This window comes from Archangium lansingense, from assembly GCF_026626635.1.
GTDB lineage: Bacteria > Myxococcota > Myxococcia > Myxococcales > Myxococcaceae > Archangium > Archangium lansingense.
This window is the reverse complement of record NZ_JAPNKA010000001.1, coordinates 3,316,243-3,336,318: the sequence shown is the minus strand read 5'-3', so window position 1 is coordinate 3,336,318 and position 20,076 is coordinate 3,316,243. Positions and strand designations below refer to the sequence as shown.

The 20,076-nt window shown below is 68.2% G+C and carries 18 protein-coding genes; 9 read left to right on the top strand and 9 right to left on the bottom strand.

What is annotated here, in order from left to right; all coding sequences use genetic code 11:
- Positions 1-78: 78 nt before the first annotated feature.
- Positions 79-492, bottom strand: a complete 414-nt coding sequence (locus tag OV287_RS13460) for a DoxX family protein (protein ID WP_267534424.1) — start codon at positions 490-492, stop codon at positions 79-81.
- A gap of 115 nt (positions 493-607) precedes the next feature.
- On the opposite strand from OV287_RS13460, the gene OV287_RS13455 reads away from it, so the two are divergent.
- Positions 608-1,777 (top strand): AI-2E family transporter, encoded by a 1,170-nt coding sequence (locus tag OV287_RS13455; protein WP_267534423.1) that lies wholly within the window; start codon positions 608-610, stop codon positions 1,775-1,777.
- A gap of 79 nt (positions 1,778-1,856) precedes the next feature.
- Here OV287_RS13455 and OV287_RS13450 read toward each other — a convergent pair whose 3' ends face one another.
- On the bottom strand, positions 1,857-3,488 hold the full coding sequence (locus OV287_RS13450; protein ID WP_267534422.1) for a pre-peptidase C-terminal domain-containing protein: 1,632 nt from the start codon (positions 3,486-3,488) through the stop codon (positions 1,857-1,859).
- A gap of 65 nt (positions 3,489-3,553) precedes the next feature.
- Complete coding sequence (locus OV287_RS13445) at positions 3,554-4,042, bottom strand: YqaA family protein (RefSeq protein ID WP_267534421.1); 489 nt, start codon at positions 4,040-4,042, stop codon at positions 3,554-3,556.
- Positions 4,043-4,174: 132 nt separating this feature from the next.
- On the opposite strand from OV287_RS13445, the gene OV287_RS13440 reads away from it, so the two are divergent.
- From OV287_RS13440 to OV287_RS13430, 3 genes are all read left to right on the top strand, one after another.
- The gene (locus tag OV287_RS13440; protein WP_267534420.1) at positions 4,175-6,133 is read left to right on the top strand and encodes a trypsin-like serine peptidase; all 1,959 of its coding nucleotides are present in this window, start codon (positions 4,175-4,177) and stop codon (positions 6,131-6,133) included.
- 221 nt (positions 6,134-6,354) lie between these two features.
- Positions 6,355-7,047 carry a hypothetical protein gene (locus tag OV287_RS13435; RefSeq protein ID WP_267534419.1) on the top strand — a complete coding sequence of 231 codons (693 nt, stop codon included), beginning with the start codon at positions 6,355-6,357 and terminating at the stop codon, positions 7,045-7,047.
- Positions 7,048-7,051: 4 nt separating this feature from the next.
- Complete coding sequence (locus tag OV287_RS13430; RefSeq protein ID WP_267534418.1) at positions 7,052-8,392, top strand: alkaline phosphatase family protein; 1,341 nt, start codon at positions 7,052-7,054, stop codon at positions 8,390-8,392.
- Between the two features lie 15 nt (positions 8,393-8,407).
- Here OV287_RS13430 and OV287_RS13425 read toward each other — a convergent pair whose 3' ends face one another.
- The 4 genes from OV287_RS13425 to OV287_RS13410 form a co-directional block, all read right to left on the bottom strand.
- Positions 8,408-9,151, bottom strand: coding sequence for a head GIN domain-containing protein (locus OV287_RS13425; RefSeq protein WP_267534417.1), 744 nt, complete (start codon positions 9,149-9,151; stop codon positions 8,408-8,410).
- Positions 9,152-9,250: 99 nt separating this feature from the next.
- A complete protein-coding gene (locus tag OV287_RS13420; RefSeq protein ID WP_267534416.1) occupies positions 9,251-10,516 on the bottom strand; it encodes a hypothetical protein in 1,266 nt (421 codons plus the stop codon).
- 76 nt (positions 10,517-10,592) lie between these two features.
- Positions 10,593-11,189 (bottom strand): DUF2378 family protein, encoded by a 597-nt coding sequence (locus tag OV287_RS13415; RefSeq protein WP_267534415.1) that lies wholly within the window; start codon positions 11,187-11,189, stop codon positions 10,593-10,595.
- 97 nt (positions 11,190-11,286) lie between these two features.
- Entirely contained in the window at positions 11,287-12,927 is a 1,641-nt protein-coding gene (locus tag OV287_RS13410; protein ID WP_267534414.1) for an AMP-binding protein, read from the bottom strand.
- Between the two features lie 215 nt (positions 12,928-13,142).
- Here OV287_RS13410 and OV287_RS13405 point away from each other — a divergent pair, with 215 nt between their 5' ends.
- Both OV287_RS13405 and OV287_RS13400 read left to right on the top strand, forming a co-directional pair.
- Entirely contained in the window at positions 13,143-13,973 is an 831-nt protein-coding gene (locus OV287_RS13405) for a BON domain-containing protein (protein ID WP_267534413.1), read from the top strand.
- 37 nt (positions 13,974-14,010) lie between these two features.
- Positions 14,011-14,586: a BON domain-containing protein gene (locus OV287_RS13400; protein WP_267534412.1), complete on the top strand. Its 576-nt coding sequence runs from the start codon at positions 14,011-14,013 to the stop codon at positions 14,584-14,586.
- A 30-nt stretch (positions 14,587-14,616) separates the two neighbouring features.
- On the opposite strand, the gene OV287_RS13395 is transcribed toward OV287_RS13400, so the two are convergent.
- The gene (locus tag OV287_RS13395; RefSeq protein WP_267534411.1) at positions 14,617-16,248 is read right to left on the bottom strand and encodes a R3H domain-containing nucleic acid-binding protein; all 1,632 of its coding nucleotides are present in this window, start codon (positions 16,246-16,248) and stop codon (positions 14,617-14,619) included.
- A 205-nt stretch (positions 16,249-16,453) separates the two neighbouring features.
- Between OV287_RS13395 and OV287_RS13390 the strand changes: the two genes are divergently transcribed.
- Positions 16,454-16,903, top strand: a complete 450-nt coding sequence (locus tag OV287_RS13390; protein ID WP_267534410.1) for a hypothetical protein — start codon at positions 16,454-16,456, stop codon at positions 16,901-16,903.
- 30 nt (positions 16,904-16,933) lie between these two features.
- On the opposite strand, the gene OV287_RS13385 is transcribed toward OV287_RS13390, so the two are convergent.
- Entirely contained in the window at positions 16,934-18,043 is a 1,110-nt protein-coding gene (locus OV287_RS13385) for an AAA family ATPase (RefSeq protein ID WP_267534409.1), read from the bottom strand.
- A 212-nt stretch (positions 18,044-18,255) separates the two neighbouring features.
- Here OV287_RS13385 and OV287_RS13380 point away from each other — a divergent pair, with 212 nt between their 5' ends.
- A complete protein-coding gene (locus OV287_RS13380; protein ID WP_267534408.1) occupies positions 18,256-19,092 on the top strand; it encodes a hypothetical protein in 837 nt (278 codons plus the stop codon).
- A complete protein-coding gene (locus tag OV287_RS13375) occupies positions 19,089-19,988 on the top strand; it encodes a type VI immunity family protein (RefSeq protein ID WP_267534407.1) in 900 nt (299 codons plus the stop codon). Before OV287_RS13380 ends, OV287_RS13375 begins: the two co-directional genes overlap by 4 nt.
- The last annotated feature ends 88 nt before the right edge of the window (positions 19,989-20,076 follow it).

The following is a 20,076-nucleotide window of genomic DNA, read 5'->3' as shown; positions in this document are numbered from 1 at the left end:
CGGGGGGGCCAGCCTACTACGGCTCGCGCCCGTGGGAACCCGACTTGAGTGGGCCGGGGGTGCCCGGCGCCAGACGGTTCAGCCCCGCAGGACCAGGAGGGCCACGATGCTGACGAGGAAATACGGCACCAGGCCCGAGGCCCCCGCGTAGTCCTTGGCCATGCGCTGGCCGAAGAAGAGGGCCACGAAGGACAGCCCGGAGAGGGCCGCACCCCACAGGGCCACCCGGGTGCTGCCGGAGAGCACCAGCACCACTACCCCGGCCGCACTCGCCGCGCCGGCGGCCAGCTCCAACAGGGTGAGGGAGGCCAACATGGGGGCCACCACCCCGCGCAGGGGGGTCTTGGAGAAGTGTCCGGTGAGCCACCCCAGATTGCCCTTCCAGTCGATGACCTTGTCCAGACCGGACTGGAGGAAGGTGATGGCGAGGAAGAGGACGCACAGCGTCTGGGCGAGCCAGAGGGGGAAGAGGTTCGAGTCGAGAGACGGCATGGGCGCACTCTACCCGGCCTGCCTGCTTCCCCAAGAGGCGAGCGGCGTCCGAAAGCCGCCAGCCGGGCGGCCCCCACCCCTACCGGTCACCGGGGAGCGCCCCCATCGTCCGGCCATGGCCACTGAACAAGGCGCCCGGAGAGTCCTCATCGGGCTCATCCTGCTATCCATCGCCCTGGTGTTATGGGTCTTCTCCCCCTTCTTCGAGGCCTTCTTCCTGGCCGCGGTGCTCGCCGGGGCCTTGTACGGCCTGCACCGGTGGCTGACGCGGCACCTGCGCGGGAAGAGCGGGATCTCGGCCGGCCTCATCACTGTGGGCGTCATCGTGGCCCTGCTCGCCCCCCTCGCCAGCCTCACGGCCTTCCTGGTCTCCGAGATCGTCAAGGGGGTGAACTTCATCGCCGACATCGTGGAGAGGCGAGGCCTGGAGGGACTGCTGACCTACGTCCCCGGCCCGCTGAAGGAGCCCGCCGGGAGGATGTTGGATCGCTTCCAGGAGCAGAGCGCCGGACTGTGGCAGACCCTGCAGGAGCAGGTAAGTGCCCGGGGCGCCACCGCGGCCCAGACGGTGGGTGGAGTGGTGATAACCACCGGCACGGTGATCTTCCAGATCGTGATGATGCTCATCGCGTTCTACTTCCTGCTGGTGCAGGGCAAGCAACTCGTCGCGTGGCTGGAGAGCGTGTCCCCCCTCAAGCGCGGTCAGACGACGGAGCTGCTGATGGAGTTCCGCCGCGTCACCAAGTCGGTGCTGATCTCCAGCATCCTCACCGCGGGCGTGCAGGCGGTAGCGGCCCTGGTGGGCTACATCATCACCCGGGTGCCGGTTCCCATCTTCTTCGCGGCGGTGACGTTCTTCTTCGCCCTCATCCCCGCGGTCGGAGCCGCCGTGGTGTGCGTGGCCGCTGCCCTGCTGCTGCTGGCCACCGGGCACCCCGTGGCCGCCATCGTGCTGGCCGTCTGGGGCGTCGTCGTGGTGGGGCTCTCCGACAACGTCGTCAAGCCGCTGCTGGCCAAGCGCGGCATGCACATGCACGGCGCCATCGTCTTCTTCTCGCTGCTCGGAGGCCTGGCCGTCTTCGGCGCCATCGGCCTGCTGCTGGGGCCGCTCATCGTGGCCCTCTTCCTCGCCGTGCTGCGCATCTACGAGCGCGACTACGGCCGGCCCAGCTACCGCCCCGGAGACCCCTCCACGCCTCCGCAGAACAAGCCCACCGTGGCGGAGGGCGAGGAATTCGAACCCGCTGGGCACACGGATGAGCACCTGGTGGAGGGGCACCACTGACCCTCCGGTGAGGGAGGGCCAATCTCCCGTACTCCCGGTGCCGATACGCGCCCGGGAGCCCTCGACGCACCGCGGGGGACTACGGCTGGACGCCGGCCCCCGTCACGAGGAGCGAGTAGCTGCTCATCGTGCCCGCGTAGCCCACCACCTTCACGTAGTACGTGCCCGCGGAGGGGGCGTTGTAGCTGGCCACCTCGGGGTTGCTCGTGGTGTAGCCGCGCGCCGCGAAGAAGTTCAGGTCGGACTCGGTGTACAGGTACCAGTCCAGGTCCGCGCCACCCGGCATGGTGAGCTTCACCGTGACGGTGCCCGGCGTGGTCACCGTGAACTTGAACCAGTCCACGTCCGTGCTGGTGGAGAGGCTCCCACTCACACTGGTGCCCGCGCCCACGCGCCCGCTGGCAGTCGCGGCGGTGTTGTTGGACTCTGTCTCCTGGGTGATGGCGTTCGTGGGGTCCGGCGTGGGGGTGGTCGTAATGGTGAAGGCCGCGTTGCTGGAATCGGTGATGGACGTGTTCGCCGCGTCGCTCACCCGCACCCTCGCCGCCGTGGTCGCGCTGCCCGGCACCACCCAGGTGTAGGTGCCCGCGGAGGCCGGCGTGCTGGCGGAGATGACGTTCCAGGTGCTCCCGTTCAGCGTGTACTCGAGCTTCACGTTGGTGATGTTGGTCGCCGTCCACGTGATGGCCTGGCTGCTGCCGGCCGCCCAGCTCTCCCCACCATTGGGAGACCCCACCGTCACGCTCCCCACGGGCGTCGTCCCATCGTCCCCGGGGAGGAGGAAGTCCTTGATGATGCCCATGTGCTGCATGTTGGTGGAGCCGCTGTCACTCGACTGCGCGGGAGAAATCTCCGAGATGGGCGAGTACACGCGCGTGTCCACCACCAGGCCCCCGCTGAACGAGCTGGAGCCAATAACGGTGGCCGTCTGGTAGGCGAGCAGATCCGAGTCCACCAGCACGTGGTCGTACGGCTTGGAGCGGCCGGCGTTGGTGTTGACGTTGCCGTTCTTGTCCGCCGGGTACGGGGCGCTGGTGGTCACCACCTGGCTGAAGGTGCCAAAGGCGCTCTCGGTGCGGGAGTCGGTGTTGAAGTCACCACCGATGGACAGGTAGTCCCCCGTGGGGATGTTGTCCTTGATGCGCTGCACCAGGCTGACGGCCTCTTCGTTGCGGACGCCACTTCCCGAGGTGAGCAGGTGCACGCTCACCACCCAGAGGTCCTTGGGGCCGGGGATGTCGATGCGCGCCCAGGCGAAGTCACGGTTGCCGACCTTCGGGTCGGTCCACTCGCCCGCGCTGATGATGGGCCAGCGGCTGATGATGCCGTTGGGAATCTGCGCCCCCGTCTCCCGGTAGTAGTAGAAGCCCGTCCCGAAGGCCGTATCCACGAAGCTCCGGATGGCGGTGTCCGAGTTGTTCCCGTAGTTGAACTCCTGGATCGCCACCACGTCCGGCTTCGTGCCCTGGAAGATGCGGATGCCGTGACCCGGGTCATAGCTCTGGTTGTTGCCGCTGGAGATGTTGGCGGCCATCAGGCGCAGCCGGAACTCACCGAGCGAGGACCGGCTGGTGGACAGCTCCTCCTCGGGCACCCTCTGCGGGTCCACGGAAGTGCCCTCTCCGCAGGCGGCGAGAACCAGGGAGAGCAGCGGGACCAGCAGCCAGGGGCCGAGGCCCGCTCGCTTCGAGGAGAGGTGGGACTGTCGCATCGGAAACACTTCCTGCCCGCCACATGCGGGCTCTGAGGGGAAAGGCGGGCCCCATCATCGCAGTCTCACGGTGAAATTCCAGTGGGAGAAGCCGCTACGGCGGACAGGGCGACAAAGAGGTAGCGCAGCCCCTTGCCCACAGTGACGAAGCCGACGAAGGGCCCCCAGCGCACGCCCACGAGGCCGGCGGCGAGCACGAAGACATCTCCCACCACGGGAACCCAGGCGAGGACGAGCACCGGGGCGCCCCAGGTGGCCAGCCGCGCCTGGGCCCGCGCCAGGCGGGGACCCTCGCGGGCACGGCGGCGCTGCACCCAACGTCCCAGCGGGCCACCGCCTCCGCGCGCCACCCAGCGACCCAGGACATAGATGGTGACGGCCCCAAGCACGTTGCCCACGGTGGCCACCCCCACGGCCGGAGCCGGGGGCACCCCGCCATAGACGAGCGCGGCGAGCACCGCCTCGGAGGGCGCCGGCAGCACCGAGCCGGCCACCATCGCCACGAGGAAGAGCCCCGGCAGTCCCCAATCGGCCAACGTGGACGCGTCCGGCATCGTGGCGCCCACTTTAGGACCATCCAGGGGACATCCGTGCAGCCACGAACTCCCTGCACACCTGAGAGGGCTGGACGCCTGCCCGCGCATTCCTACCTTCCAGCCGACTCCCCGCCCGTACCGAGGTCCCCCATGAACTCCCTGGCATGTCTTGCCGTGAGCCTCGCGCTCGGCGTCACCCCGTGGGCTCCGGCACGTGAGCGCGGGCCGGTGTGCGAAGCCTCTCCCGCCTCACAGAGCCTCCAGAAGGTGGGCGAGGAGGTGGTGCGCCGCCTCGAGTCACCGCACCCGTATGCAGCGGTGGAGCAGCGCGCCGCCAACGGAGCGCTCCATACCGACACGCTCCACCACTCCGGGGCCACATACATCGCCCCGCACTTCGCCATGCTCGAGCTAGAGGAGGGGGACTACGTCATCATCCGCTCCCCGGACGGCTCGCGCTCCTGGCGCTACGACAACTCCCACCCAGGCGCACGCGATGGCTTCTGGGGCGTCCCCATTCCGGGAGACACCGCCCTCATCGAGCTGCACAGTCCGACGGTGAATCGCCGGGGCGTGCTCAACAAGTACGGCTATCGCATCGACAGGTACGCGCGCGGCTACAGCGCCCAGGAGTCGGGCACTCGAGGGGTCCAGACCGAGTCCCTGTGCGGCGTGGACGACTCTGGTTGGGCGCGGTGCTACGAGGGCAGCGAGCCGCAAATCTACAACCACGGCCGGGCCGTGGCGCGCCTGCTCATCAACGGCACCAACGCGTGCACCGGCTGGCTCGTGGGCAACCAGGGCCACCTGCTGACGAACAACCACTGCATCAGCACGGCCACGGACGCGCAGAACACCACCTACGAGTTCATGGCCGAGGGCGCCACCTGCGCCACCAGCTGTGCCTCGTGGGGCGCCTGCCCGGGCACGGTGGTGGCCACCAGCGCCACGCTGGTGAAGACGGACGCCCCGCGGGACTACACGCTGCTGCAGCTACCCACCAACCCCACCAGCACCTACGGTTTCCTCCAGCTGCGCGCCACGAGCGCGGTGGTGGACGAGCGCATCTACGTCCCCCAGCACCCGGCGGCCTACGGCAAGAAGATAGCCGTCACCTCCACCGCCACGCCCGACGCCTCCGGCTACGCCGAGGTGTACAGCCTCAACGAGCTGGCCTGCCAGAGCGGCGGTCCCAGTGACATCGGCTACTACGCGGACACCCAGGGCGGCTCCTCGGGCTCGCCGGTGATTGGCTACGCGGACCACCAGGTGGTGTCGCTGCACCACTGCGCCCAATGCCCCAACCGGGGCGTGCCCATCCAGGCGGTCATCACCCACCTGGGCAGCAGTCTGCCGCCGTGCGCCCTCCGCAGCGACACGTGCCCGGACCCGTGGGGCGCCAACGGCGAGCCCCCTCCCCCACCGCCTCCGCCTCCCCCGCCGCCAGCCGAGTCCTTCACCTACAACGCCACCAACACCAACAGCGCTCAGCAGAACACGGTGAACAAGAGCCTCACCTTCAACGCGGGTGACGTGGTGGAGGTGGGCACCTGCAACCTCACCGGCGCCACCGCCAATGGTGACACCTACCTGCGGCTGTTCGACGGCTCGGGCCTCCTGGCCGCTGCCAACGACGATGCCTGCGGCGGCCACTCGTCCTACTTCAAGTACACCGTACCCACGGGCAAGGGCGGCACCTACCAGGTCCGCGCCGGCTGCTACTCCAGCAGCAGCTGTGACGGCACCGTGGTGTGGAAGATCACCGCCAGCACCCCGCCGCCCGGACCCAGCACGGGAGCCTTCACATACACCGCCAGCAACACCAACAACGCCACCCGCAACACCACCAACCGGAACGTCGTGGCTGCCGAAGGACAGACAATCAAGCTCGGCACCTGCACCGTGGCGGGCGCCTCCGGCAGCGGTGACACGTACCTGCGGCTCTACACCTCCACCGGTACCCTGGTGCGCGCCAACGACAATGCGTGCGGCTCGCTCTCGTACCTGAGCTACACCGTCCCGGCAGGCGCGGGAGGCCTGTACCAACTCCGCGCCGGCTGCGCCTCCAACCGCAGTTGCAGCGGCACGGTGGCCTACACCATCCAATAGGCTCCGGCTCCCGGGCGCGTTCGCTGAAAAGGTGTCCAACTGTTGGACAACTTTTCACGGCGTGCACCCAGGGCGCCTGCCCCCTCTGCTGTCAGGTACAGGAGAGTCGCGGCCGGTAACACGTCACAACTGGGGCGCCGTCCTTCATCCTCCTGGGGCGCCCTCGCTTGGGGGCGCGCCAGCCGCCCATCGCGGAACCTGGGCACGGGGGAGGTATGAGCGTGACATCGAGACAGGGCCCTTGGAGCGGGCTTCGGGGCCGCCCGCTGGGGCTCCTGGTGAGCATCCTGTTCGCGACCCTGCTGAGCGGCTGTCCCAAACCTCACATCCACCGCTTCACCACATCGCCCCCGGTAGCCTGCCCTGGCGACGAGGTCACCCTGCACTGGGAGACGAACGGGCCCGTCCACCTCGAGTCCACTCCCGAGGTAGCGAAGCTCGGCAGGAAGGGCGGCACAGGCAAGCAGACGGTCACCATCAGCGGGCCCACCACCTTCCGCATCGAGGTCTCCCGTGTCTTCGGACTGCGCAAGGAGATGACCGAGAGCGAGGTGCTCTCCCCTCCGAAGGACCTCGAGTACGGCATCGTCGATGCCGAGGGCCAGGGTCGCTTCACGTGCTCGACCCAGACAGGTGCCCTGGAGTCCTCCTTCCAGCTCGACGACAGCCACATCTCGCCCAACGTGCGCATCGGGCAGGTGCTGAACATGAACGTGCGCACACTGGTCATCCGCAAGGGCGAGGCGTCCGAGTCCGTGGCCGAGGGAGCCACCGCACCGGGCTTCGAAGGACAGCCGGCCCAGGGACTCTGGCGGCTGCGCGTCCCGCTCGACGAGGGCGAGAGCTGCGAGGACGCGCTCGAGTCGGTGGATGGCCGGCTGATCATCAAACTCCAGCTCTCCTGCCCGAGGTGAAACCATGGCCACGCTCGATGGAATCCGGACGATTGTGCTCCTGATGCTGGAGAACAGGTCCTTCGATCACATGCTCGGGCACCTGTCGCTGGAGAATCCCCAGACAGACGTGGACGGGCTGCGCAACCCCGACACCAATCCGCGCTACGCCAACGTCTTCCAGAACCGCGTCTACCGGCCCTTCCTCATCGGGGACGAGGCCTCGGTCATCCGGGATCCACCGCACAGCCGCCACCTGGTGAACGTCCAGATGGCTCGGAGCCCCAGCGGCAAGAAGTTCCGCATGTCGGGCTTCGCCGATGCCTATTTCCAGTACACCCAGCACCAGGCCGAGCACCCGCCCCCCATGGGCTACTTCGATTCACGCGGGGCCTGGATGACGTCCTTCCTGGCTCGGGAGTACTGCGCGTGCGACCGCTGGTTCACGCCCCTGCCCTCGGACACCCAGCCCAACCGCTGCATGGCCTTCACCGGCACCACGCTGATCGAGGACACCGGCTCCCGCCTCATCCCGCACCGCGAGCACGTCTTCGACTGGCTGAACCAGCACGGCGTCCGGTGGCGCGTCTACCATGACGGGCCTCCCTTCTTCCTGCTGTTCGGCCGGTTCCACGAGTTGGTGGGAGACAAGTACCGCCCCTTCAGCGAGTTCGCGGTCGACATGCTCAGAGAGGATCCAGACCAGGCGCCGCAGGTCATCTTCCTCGAGCCGCGCTACTTCGACTTCTTCTGGTCGAGCGCACCGCCCAACTGCAACCATCCGCTCGCCCGTGTCGACCACGGTGAGGCACTCCTGCATCAGGTGTACTCGGCGCTCACGAGCAACCCGAAGAAGTGGGCCCACACCCTGTTCATCCACACCTACGACGAGCACGGCGGCTTCTTCGACCACGTGCCGCCACTGCTCATCGACAATCCCCCACCGCCGGGAGCGAACTTCACGGAAGGCTTCAAGACGACTGGCCCTCGAGTCCCCGGGCTGCTCGTGTCCCCCTGGGTCCAACCGGGAAAGGCCTTCCACGGCAACCTCGACCACACGTCCATCCTGCAGCTGCTCGCGGAGAAGTTCGGCTCGGGCCCGGAGGACTACTCGGCCTCCGTCAACAACCGCCGAGCGCAGGGAATCCAGAGCCTGTCCGAGGCCATCGCCAATACACCGGCCCTCGGGCCCATTCCCACCCGAGCCCCACGGCCCACCTCGCCCATGCCTCCCATGAAGCGGCAGCCAAAGGCTCCCAATGAGCGCGCCTTCCAGGATGCCGCCCGCGAGCTCCTCCAGCACGAGGGGCCCATCGCGACCTCGGCGAAATACCCGGACCTGGTCGGAGCCCCCCTCACGCCTTGAGGACGCCTCCAGCGGCTACTCGAAGTCGAGCGTCGAGCCGCCGCTGAGCTCCTCCTTCAGCACCGTGGGCCGGCCGATGATGCGCACCTCGCTCCCTCCAGAGGCCGAGACGCGCAGCGACTCCGAGACCCGCAGCTCCGTGGTGCCTCCACCACTGGAGGTGAGCGTGGCATCCCGCGAGGTGAGCGAACGCGCCCGCAGGTTGCTCCCTCCCGACATGTCGCTCTCCACCCGGGTGGCGCTGCCCGCCAGCGTCACGTCGGACCCTCCGCTCACCTCCATCGAGAAGGACTCGGTGTCGAGACCGGACATCTTCACCGTGCCACCTCCGCTCACCTCGAGCGAGAAGGACGCGGGGCTGACGTCACCACTCACCTCCACCTTGCCACCTCCGGAGCCCGAGAGGGCCTCCAGGCTCGGCACCGTCACCTCCACACGCAGGGGATTGCGCGAGTTCCAGCCCAACACCTCTTCCTGGCTGAAGTAGACGCGAAGCCCGCTCGAGCCCAACGGCTCCGTGCGCAGCAGCTTCACCAGGTTGTCATCCCCCACCAAACGCACCTTCTGCGGCTGGTTCGGGTCCACCACCACCGTGGCCTCGATGCCGTCATTCACCTCGAGCGACACGAACCCGGGAAGCTGCCGCTCCTCCTGTACCAGGTTGCCACTGCCCTGCACCTGCGGCCCGAGCCAGCAGCCGCTCAAGGCCACCACCAGCAACGACATCCCCATCCACGGTCCGCGAGCATTGCGCTTCATGGTCTGACTCCCAGGCGTTCTGACCGGTGACGCCGGCCTTTGGACGCTGAAACACCGCGCCGGCCAGAAGCTGTCACCGGGACCATGAAAAAAGAGCCGTCACGCCGCCGCGGCGTGGTCCAGCGAGCGCCAGGTGCCCAGCGCCCAGTCCTGCTCGTCCGGGTCGTCGAAGCTGACGACACACAGCGCCCGGTGCGCGCCGGCCTCGCACAGCGCGGTGAGCCGACAATCCCCCGGCTCCACGTGCAGCGTGGCCCGTCCACTCACCCGCTCTCCCTGGTGCTGGAACTCGTACGGCAGTGACTGCTCGGGACCCGGGGCAATGCCCTGCACGTCGTCCTGCAGCGGCACGAAGCGCACGCTGCGGCGGTGGTCTCGCGCCACCCAGCTCCCATCCGCCAGCCGCTGCTCGGCGAGCGAGCCAGGAATGCGAATCTCCCAGCCCTCGGGGAGTGTCACCTGCACGGCGCCACGCCGGTAGCCGATGAGCGGACCCGAGGGCGCCGCGGCGGCGCGACGGGAGACCTCTTCCGCCAGCGTGCCGCCAATGCCGAGATAGCCCAGCACCTGCTGCCACTCGCGCCACGGATAGGAAAGCTCCGGCTCCTCCCGCCACGCGGACTCCAACAACCGGGCCACGTCGCGGAAGAGGTGACGCTCCTCCTCGAGCAAGGGCGGGCGCCACACCATCTCCGTCCAGATGCGGCTGAGCGCCCGGCCCAGCTTCGTCGCGGCGCCCTGGCCGGGCTCCCACCACGGGAAGATGTCCCGGCCGCACAGCGGATCCTCCTGCACGGCGCGCAGCCACGCCTCGTCTCGCGGGCCCATGGGCGTCAGCAGCGCTCCGGGGTGCTCGAAGCCATGCCCGGCACGCAGCGAGAGCGTGGCCCCCGAGTGCCCATGTCTCCGGAAGTCCAGCACCCGGCCAGCCATCGTCCCCAGCCAGGCGAGCATGTGCGGGGCGATGTCGCTTGGATCTCCCGTATGGAAATAACCCGTGGGGTCTCCCACTCCGGCAAGGGTGAGGGCCGGATCCGCCCAGTCCACATGGAAGGCGTCCCCCAGGGCATGGAGCAGATCGCACAGGTAGCGGTGATAGCCCGGTCCCACCATGGAGGTATTGGCCAGGACGACCACTCGCCCCTGCCCGGCGGCCACGATGGCCACCTCCTCGGCGGCCGGGTGCAGGCGCAGGAACAAAATGGGGCCCCGAGGGCCCTCCACCGTGCGCGAGCTCTCCAGCAGCTCCTCCGCCGCATCCCTCACCCAGCGCTCCACCCGCCGCAGCCAGGGCCAGGGCGCTTCCGGCGCCGAGAAGAGCCCCTCGCCTCCGTACCAGCCTGCCAGCAGCAGCTTCACACCCATGGCGTCCTCTTTGCTCCCTCGGGCCGCGGCTCCCTCTCCACCCAACGGGTGGACTGGAGGAAATATGTCGGCCCCCTCACAGCCAGCGGATGTCGTAGTCAACGTCCAGCGGTGCCAGCCTGCGCCCCTGCACCACCGAGTCCCTGGCCGTTGACTGCTCCATCGCCGCGATGAGGACGCCTTCGTTGTACTCCAGGGGCAAAAAGTCCCGGCGTGCCATCAGCCGCGCCTGCTTCTCCCCGAGCCGCTCCACGGAGCGGTCGCCGTAGCTCAGCGAGGCCCGGTAGGCACTGGGAAAGCTCGCGAGCAGCCGATGTGGATCCGTCCCGGCCAGCGCCATCATCGTCTTGCCCACGGTGGAGTGGAGGAAGTCCGCCGTGGCCCGGCGCCCAAGCTGGCGCAGGACCCGGCCCCGCCCTTCATGAGTCGGACCGAGCAGCTCCGCGGCGATGAAGATGACCTTGAGGAAGTCCGCCACCGGGTAGCTGAAGAAGTCGACGTACTGCTTCCCCCCTGCGGCCGCATGGCACCTCGCCCGAGCCACTTCGCCTCCCAACGCGCGCACCGCCTCGAACGCACCGTTGAAGAACATGCCGCGGCACGTATCCATGGGCGTGGTCAGGGGCAGTAGCTGCTCCAATCCGGGGACGGGAATGGGGGCGGAGGTGGACACGGTCGGCGACTCCAAGGGGGGGCATGCCAGGGGGCTAGCGCTGGGGTTCCTGGCAAGGGGGGCATACCATTAGAGCCCAAAACCTGCCTTTCCGGTGTCAGGCTGTGCGGATGGCCGCAGCGGTCTCCAGCCCCAGCTCCGCCACCGCCATCTCCCGCATCCGGAATTTCTGGATTTTTCCAGTAACCGTCATTGGGAACTCGTCCACGAACTTCCAGAAGCGGGGAATCTTGAAGGTGGAGATGCGACCGGTGCAGTAGCGGACCAGCTCCTCCTGGGTGACGGTGGCGCCGGGCTTGGGCTTCACCCAGGCCATCACCTCCTCGCCGTACTTCTCGCTGGGCACGCCGATCACCTGCGCCTCGCTGACGGCGGGGTGCGTGTGGAGGAACTCCTCTATCTCGCGCGGGTACACGTTCTCGCCGCCGCGGATGATCATGTCCTTGATGCGGCCGACGATCTTCACGTAGCCGTCCTCGTCCATGGTGGCGAGATCGCCGGTGTGCATCCAGCCGGCCGCGTCGATGGAGGTGCGGGTGGCCTCGGGGTTGTTCCAGTAGCCGAGCATCACGCTGTAGCCGCGCGTGCACAGCTCGCCGGGCAAGCCGCGAGGCACCACCGCCCCCGTGGCCGCGTCGACAATCTTCACCTCCACGTGCGGGTGCACACGCCCCACGGTGGTCACGCGCTTGTCCAGGGGATCATCCAGCGAGCTCTGCGTGGACACGGGCGACGTCTCCGTCATGCCGTAGCAGATGGTGACCTCGCGCATGTTCATGCGCGACTGCACGTTCTTCATCACCTCGATGGGGCACGGCGAGCCGGCCATGATGCCAGTGCGCAGCGAGGAGAAGTTGAACTCGCCAATGCGCGGGTGGTCCAGCTCGGCGATGAACATGGTGGGTACGCCGTAGAGCGCGGTACAGCGCTCGGCGCCCACCGTCTGCAGCACCGCGAGCGCGTCAAACGCCTCTCCCGGAATCACCATGGTGGAGCCGTGGGAGATACAGGCCAGGTTGCCCATCACCATGCCGAAGCAGTGGTAGAAAGGCACGGGGATGCAGACGCGGTCCTCCGCCCCGAGCCCCAACGCCTCCCCCACGAAGAAGCCGTTGTTGAGGACGTTGTGGTGGCTGAGCGTGGCGCCCTTGGGGAAGCCCGTGGTGCCGGACGTGTACTGGATGTTGATGGGGTCGTCGAACTGGAGCGTGGCCTCGCGAGCCGTGAGCGTGCGCTCGCTGACGCGGGTGGCGTTCTCGAGCAGCAGCTTCCAGTCGTCGTCCAGCACCAGGGAGACGCGCAGGTTCGGGCAGCGCGGGCGCACCTCCTCCAACATCTTGCGGTAGTCCGTCTGGCGGAAGCCGCGCGAGAGCAGCAGCACGCTGGTGCCGGACTGGTTGAGCGCGTACTCCAGCTCCGCCGTCTTGTAGGCGGGGTTGAGGTTCACGAGGATGGCGCCAATTCGGGCCGCGGCGAACTGGGCCACCACCCACTCGAAACGGTTGGGGGACCAGAGGCCCACCCGGTCCCCCTTCTCCACGCCGAAGGCCAGCAGGCCCAGGGCCACCTTCGTCGTCTCGTCCCAGAGCTGACGCCACGTGGCGCGGTAGCCCTGGGAGACGACGACGAGCGCCTCGCGATCGCCACAGCGCTCGACCGTGCGGCGCAGGTTCTGGCCAATGGTCTCCCCGAGCAGCGGGGTGGTGCTGGTTCCGTGGACGTAGGAAGGAGAGGGCATGGCCGATGATGTTCGCGAGTTGGCACCGCCCGCAAGCGTCCGTTCCCGGAGGAATGCACTGGGAGATGGATGGTGAGCGGAGGCCTCGTCCTGCGGGGAGGGAGAGCCGAACAGCCCGCGTCGAACGCCCCCTTGCCGTGGGTGCGAGCCAGTACGACCCTCTGAGCGATCCAACCTCCAAGGGGGCGGCGATGGCGGACAGGCGGCGATCGGACATGGAGTGGCAGGGTCGGAGCCAGGACCCGGAGCGGAGTAACCGGCGTGACGTCACGGAGCGCGGGCGGGACATGGGCCGCGTGCGTGGTTACAGCGGCGAGGACCGAGGCACAGGCCGTGGCCGTGACGAGTACCGGGGCCGCAGTCGCGCTGGAGGTGGCGGAGGAATGCGGCGAGGCGGCTTCAGCGACGAGGACGTGGGCCGCTACGGCCGGGGCTATGAATACGGCGGTGACGAGGACCGCGGTCGCTTCGACCAGGACAGCCGCGAGGAGTACCGCCGCGGAGGGCTGATGCGGGGCACGGCAGGGCACCGCCGTGCGGGTGGACCCGGAGATGAGTTCGGCGAGGGCTTCTGGAACTACGAGCCTCCGCGCGTGCAGTCCTCTTACCTCGAGCAGCGTCCGCGCACCGGCTACGCCACCAGCCCCACGCGCGACATGGACCGGGAGATGGGCCACGGTGCCGGCCGCGGCGGCATGCAGGGCGCCTACCCCTACGACGAGCAGTCCCCCGAGCTGCCCCGCAGACAGGGCCGCGGACCGCGCAGCTACCAGCGCTCGGATGACCGCATCCGCGAGGACATCTGCGACCGGTTGATGCAGGGCTGGATGGATGCCGACGACGTGACCGTCCGGGTGGAGAAGGGCGAGGTCACCCTCTCCGGCATGGTGAAGAGCCGGGAGGAGAAGCGCGCCATCGAGGACCTGGCCGAGGAAGTGCTCGGGGTGAAGGAGGTCAACAACGAGCTCCGAGTCGCCCGCGAGCCGCAGCGCGAGGAAGACAGGGGCACGAGGCAGGACCGGGGAGACCGGCAGTTGCACTCGTAAGGCGGAGCCCCACGCATCCGACAGGAGAGAAGTTCACATGGCACAGCGAGACAAAGACAGCTACGGCCAGGAGCACCGCTACCCCGTGCGCGTGCAGCGAATGGAGCGCCCGGAGCAGGACTACAGAATGCAGCGCGGAGAGACAGGCCGCCCGGGCTATGGCTCGTTCGGCCCCGAGCGCGGCTACAACCAGGGAGGCTACGGGGGGATCAGCGCCTACGAGCGCGGCTACACCCCTCGCAGCTACGACGCGAAGCTGGACAGGATGGAGGGGAAGAGGCGGGGCCCCATCCGTCCGCCGCGCGGCTACCAGCGCTCGGATGACCGCATCCGCGAGGACATCTGCGAGCGGCTCATGGAGGGCCCCGTGGACGTGGGCGACGTGGAGGTCACCGTCAGCAACGGCGAGGTGACCCTGAGCGGCACGGTGGTGGAGCGCTGGGAGAAGCGGGCCATCGAGGACATCGCCGTCAACGTGCGCGGCGTGCACGATGTCCACAACCGCGTGCGCGTGCGGCCCCAAGCAGACCAAGGGGCGACCCGAGACATGTCGCGGCCGCGCGACGAGCAGCCGCGGGAGTCGAAGGAGGAGCAGCCGCACATGGGCGGCTGAGGCTCCACCAAGCGCGCGGGGGAGTCCGGCTCAGGCCAGGCCCTCCGCGCCCGCCTCCCCTTCCATCTCCTGCTGCTCGCGAGGGATATCCACCAGCGCACCGAGCGGATAGATGATGAGGTGGCGTTGGGGCTCGCTGCCGTGGCTCACCGTCTCCAGGTGGTAGCGCGACACGAGCCGGTGCTGCAGCTTGCGCAGCCGGGGAGGCCTCGGGGCCAGGGGCACCACCACTCCCTCGCTCAGCACGCGCTGGATGGCGTGCTCGGCTTCCATCACCGCCTCGCGCACCTGGTCCTCGTCCACGCCCTCGGCGATGAGGAAGATGTCGCGCAGCACCCGCCGCATCTCCGACGAGCTGTTGCGCTTGATGGCCAGCACGCGCGCCTCCGTCTTCTCCGTGAGCTTGCGCAGCTTCGGATCATTGGCGCGCGAGCGCAGCGTGAGGACGACATCCGCGTTCTCCAGCCGGCCCACCACGCGCGCATCCGCCCCCAGGTCGCGCAGCACCCGCTCGAGCAAGTCGCGGCTGGCCGCATGGGCGTAGACGCGCGTGGTGCCCTGGCGCAGACCGGGCTGGTGGCGCCGCGCTGAGGCCGCCACCCGGGAAGGAGGCTCAGCGGGCCGGGCCGCCGGCAGCGGGGCCACCGACTGCGGCTCCTCCTTCACTTCCACCTCGCCCTCGACGAGCTGACGCCGCTCGCCGCCCACGTTCTCCCCTGCCAGCAGCCGATCCACCGACTGCGCCGTGTCGCGATGCACCAGCACCTCGTCGCGGCTCACCATCTCCACCACCACGTCGAAGGTGGGCGGAGCTCGGCGCTCGTTGATCGTCTTCTGCGTGTGGCGGCGCCGCGCCTCCTCGTCGCTGAGCGTGACGGTGTGCACGCCGCCGACCAGGTCCGACAGCGTGGGGTTGAGCACCAGGTTCTCCAGCGTGTTGCCATGGGCCGTGGCCACGAGCTGCACGCCTCGCTCGGCGATGGTGCGGGCCGCGGAGGCCTCGGCCGAGGTGCCAATCTCATCGACGATGATGGCCTCGGGCATGTGGTTCTCCACCGCCTCGATCATCACGTCGTGCTGCCGGTCCGGCCGCGACACCTGCATGCGGCGCGCGCCGCCGATGCCCGGGTGGGGGATGTCGCCGTCCCCGCCAATCTCGTTGGAGGTGTCCACCACCATGACGCGCTTGCCCAGGTCATCGGCGAGCACGCGGGCCACCTCGCGCAGCTTGGTCGTCTTACCCACCCCGGGCCGGCCGAGCAGCAGGATGTTCAGGCCCGAGGCGATGAGATCCTTCAGCATGTCGATGGTGCCGAAGATGGCGCGACCCACGCGCAGCGTGAGGCCCACCACCTTGCTCTGCCGGTTGCGGATGGCGGAGACGCGATGAAGGGTGCGCTCGATACCGGCGCGGTTGTCCTCACTCACCGTGCCCACCTGAGACAGCACGTGCTCCAGGTCCTTGCGAGAGATGGGGGATTCGGAGAGGCGCACCACTCGCCCGGTGAGCCGAGCTTCGGGCGGGCGGCCGAGGTCCATCACCACCTCGAGCACTTCCCCAGGAGGCAGGTCCCGGACCGCGGCCTGCAGCGGCTCGGGCAGGACGCCCACGAGGAGCTGAAAGTCGTCATCAGGAACGGCACTGGCGTCGCGTGGACTCATAACGTGTCTAAAGGTGAATCCTTCCGAGTCGGGTTGCACGTGGTCTAGCGGCCGGGGGGCAGCGGAGCACCCGATGCTAGCGGGCATCCAGGGGCAGCGCTGCTCTCTCGTGACTGGGTGAGACCGCAGGCCCTGCATAGCTCACAAAAGGGGCATGACTGGAGGGCTCCCCGCCCCCCAGCCTCCACGCCCGAGGAGCGACCCCATGGCCCGGTACCACAAGGACACGGACACCCAAGGCATCACGAACAACGGCAAGACCCCTGGCAAGACGAAGGGAGAGATGAGCATCCGCGAAGCCGCCGCGCAGGAGATGCCGGAGCAGCACCTGGAGACGAGCATGCCGGGGACGGTGGTGCACGGCTTCGGAAGCGGCCAGCCCGAGACAATGAAGCGGCACACCGGCAGCGGAGAGAGCTGGACGCCAGGCACCGGAGACAAGGTGACGGCGCTTGTCGAGCAGCTCTTCCAGCTCCCGTTCCAGGCGCAGCTCGGGGTGATGCGGATGATCGCCTCCCGGATTCTCGGGGCCATGGACGCCCGGGATCAGGAGGCCTTCATCAACGACCTGCGCATGGAGGTCGACAGCGAAGCAACGGGTGACACGCGCACGCGGGCGCAGTCCATGAGCACCGAGGACATCCAAGGTACGTGAGCGACCGCCTCTATCGCGAGAAGCCCCTGGCTACACCTCCGGTGCCTCGTGGCCCTCCACCACGGTGGCACCGGCCTCCTTCGTCAGCCGCACCGGGTCCGTGCGCGAGCGCTTCGCGATGGCCTGGGCCAGGGGCTCCGCGTGCGTTGTCACCCAGACCTGGCTGTGCATGGAGGCGTCCACGATGAGCCGTCCGAGGGGCTCGAGCAGATCCGGGTGCAGGCTCGTCTCCGGCTCGTTGAGCGCGAGGAAGGCGGGCGGCCTCGGGCTCAGCAGCGCCGCCAGCAGACACAGGTAGCGCAACGTGCCGTCCGATAGCTCGCGCGCCGCCAGCGGACGCAGCAACCCCGGCTGGTGGAGGAACAGACTGAAGCGGCCCTGCGGCGCCTGTATCTCCAACCGCGAGCCCGGGAAGGCATCCTCGAGGGCCCGCTCCAGCCCCGCCTCGTCTCCAATCTCGATGATGGTCTGTAGCGCGGCGGCCAGGTCCCTCCCGTCATGGGCCAGCACGGGCGTGCGCACGCCCACCTGCGGCGAGCGCTGGGGCGCCTCCGGGTCCGTCCGGAAGTGGTGGTAGAAGCGCCACATCCGCAACGCGCGCTGCAGCTCGGCCAGACGCGGGAAGCGGTGCGGCTCGGCGAGCTGCGCCATCACTGACTCGCCGGCCCAGAGCTGCATCGGGAAGGTGGTGCGGTTGCCCTCTGAGTCCCGCAGGAAGGCGGTGCGGTCCTTGCGCTCCATCAACACCGCGCGCCGCTTGGCTTCCACCGTCCACAGGTGCTCCTCCTTCACTTCTGGGTCCAGGTTGAAGAGGCTCGGAGTGTCACGGTCCTTGCCCGAGGTGGGCGGCACCGGGCCGAGGCTCAGCTCGTAGGCGAGGTCATCCAGGGTGACGCCCACCGTCATGCGCACGGGCTTCTTGTCGCGAGAGCCCGCCCACAACACGCTGGGCACGCCGCCCTCCTCCGCGAGCGCTTGCGCCAGCCGACCATCGGCCGCCGCGGATAAAAGGTAGAGCGAGCGGTAGAGGTTCGTCTTCCCGCTACCGTTAGGCCCCACAATGACGGTGAGCGGCCTCACGGGGAGCACGAGCTGGCGCACCGAGCGGTACCCGGAGACCTCGAGCTGGGTGATGGGCATGGCGCCACACACCCTAAGCCAACCGACGCGAGCGGCACGCGGAGGATGCGAAGCACGGGCCTCAGTGACTGGACTCGGTGCTCACTTGTCATGATGACAAGTGAAGAAATGAAAATATGTAAGATAAAAACATCTTCACTTGTCATGATGACGAGTGAAGCGTGAGCCGGGGTCTATTCGCCTCGCCGTCATACCCCAGGAGACATCGCGACATGTCCACCCGGTTCGTTGCCCCACCGCTGCTTGGACCGCCAGTCCTGGTCGCGCTCACGCTGCTGGCGGGATGCATCGGAGTGAGCCCCCATGTACCGAGCTACTACGCGCAGAGCACGGACTCGGCGACGAGCGGCTGTCTGCGCAACCCCGCTTGTTACAACACGAGACCGGGCGAGGAGGCGGTCATCCCCTGGCTATCGCGCGCAGTGGATGCCGCCCGCACCGCCACTACCGTGGAGATGGTGCTGCAAGACGCGGAGATCAAACTCGTCGAGCAGACTCTGGTCCAATGCGCCCAGGCGGCGAACGAGCAGGTCAACAAGGAGGATGAGGAACTCCGGGGACGGGAGCCTACTGCGGAGCAGTGCCGTCAGGTGGTCCGCCGGGAGGGCAACACGGAGGTGACGCGAGCCATGGACCTCGGGGCCAGGAAGCACAAGCTGGCGCTCGACTGTGTACGGGCGGCGTTCGCGGAACGCTTCTCGGACAACGTCAGCCTGGAGCCCACCTACCAGAAGGATCCCTCCACGGGACTGTGGCGATGGATTGACCCCGCGCAGGTAGCGGAGTGGCTGAAGCTCGGGCTGAAGAGCCAACTCTGGGGCTCGCTGGTGCCCGACCTCGTCCTGCATGCCTCGCGCAATCCGAACCAGGTCCAGCGCGTCTATGACTTCAAGTTCCCCTGTCCTTCCGGCAAGCCTCCTTCCTGGGGGCGATATGCCAAGGGCCACCCCCACCATCCGAAGAGCCAGAAAGAGATGTACGAAGAGGCGCTCCTCGGAGGAGAAACCAGCAACGCCAATTCCGTCACTACCAATGGAATCCAGCGATGAGTGACCACTACCCGCGTGTACGAATCGACAGGAGCTACAAGGAACAAAAGCTCCTCTGCATCCGCGAAAGCGTGAGCATCACCTTCTACATGAAGCGCTCCCACCAGGAGGTGGTGCATCAGGTGCTCAACGCCCTGGACGTGTACCGCCGTGCGGTGGGCCCCCAGGCGCTCACCAGTTACCCCCATCCCTACAACGAGACCTGGTATGACCTCGATGACAAGGGCTGGGCCTACATCCGGCAGCACATGCTCGAGGAGCCCGCCGCCTATCCCTGGCTGTGCAGTGAAACCCTGGGGTACGAGTTCCTTTACGACGGGCTTCTGCTCGAGGTCTACGAAGGGGACCCCACAAGTCAGGTGTCCTTCTACCTCCCCACGGAATACCTGGAGGAGCACGGACCGGAGCGCGTGCGGGAACTGGCGCTGGAGCTGGCGGCGGAACTGCCCTTCAACTCCGGCCACGCGGGGCTCTGCTTCCACTTCCCAGAGACCATCATGGGTATCACCCGCCCCATCCGTGACCTGGCCTTCCGCTACCCCGGCCTGGACATCCCAAGAGCGCGCTCATCCGCCAGTTCCATCGGTACGCGGCTGGATGGGGTGCACTGGCTCAACTTCCTGGGCCCACCCTTGTTGGGGGTGCTGGGGGGAGCCGCCAGCCTGCGAGAGCGCCTGCACTCACCCGGCACCACAGTGCAGGAGCTCGCTGGAGAGCGGGTGCTGGTGACACTGGGGAAATGGCCGGAGGCGGGCGACACGGAGCAGGGCCACACGCTGCCCGCCTACCGGGAGCTGGCACGCATCCTGGACCCCTGGCTGTACATGAGCCGCTGCATCCTGGACGGCTTCAGCAAAGAGGACATGCTCCGCTGGCAGCGCCGTTTCCTCGACTGACGGCACGCTGCACACCCGCGCTCAGGCCTGTGTGCGCCGTTGCACAACCGCTACACACCGTGCCCCGCCCTTCCCTCTGCGTGACGCA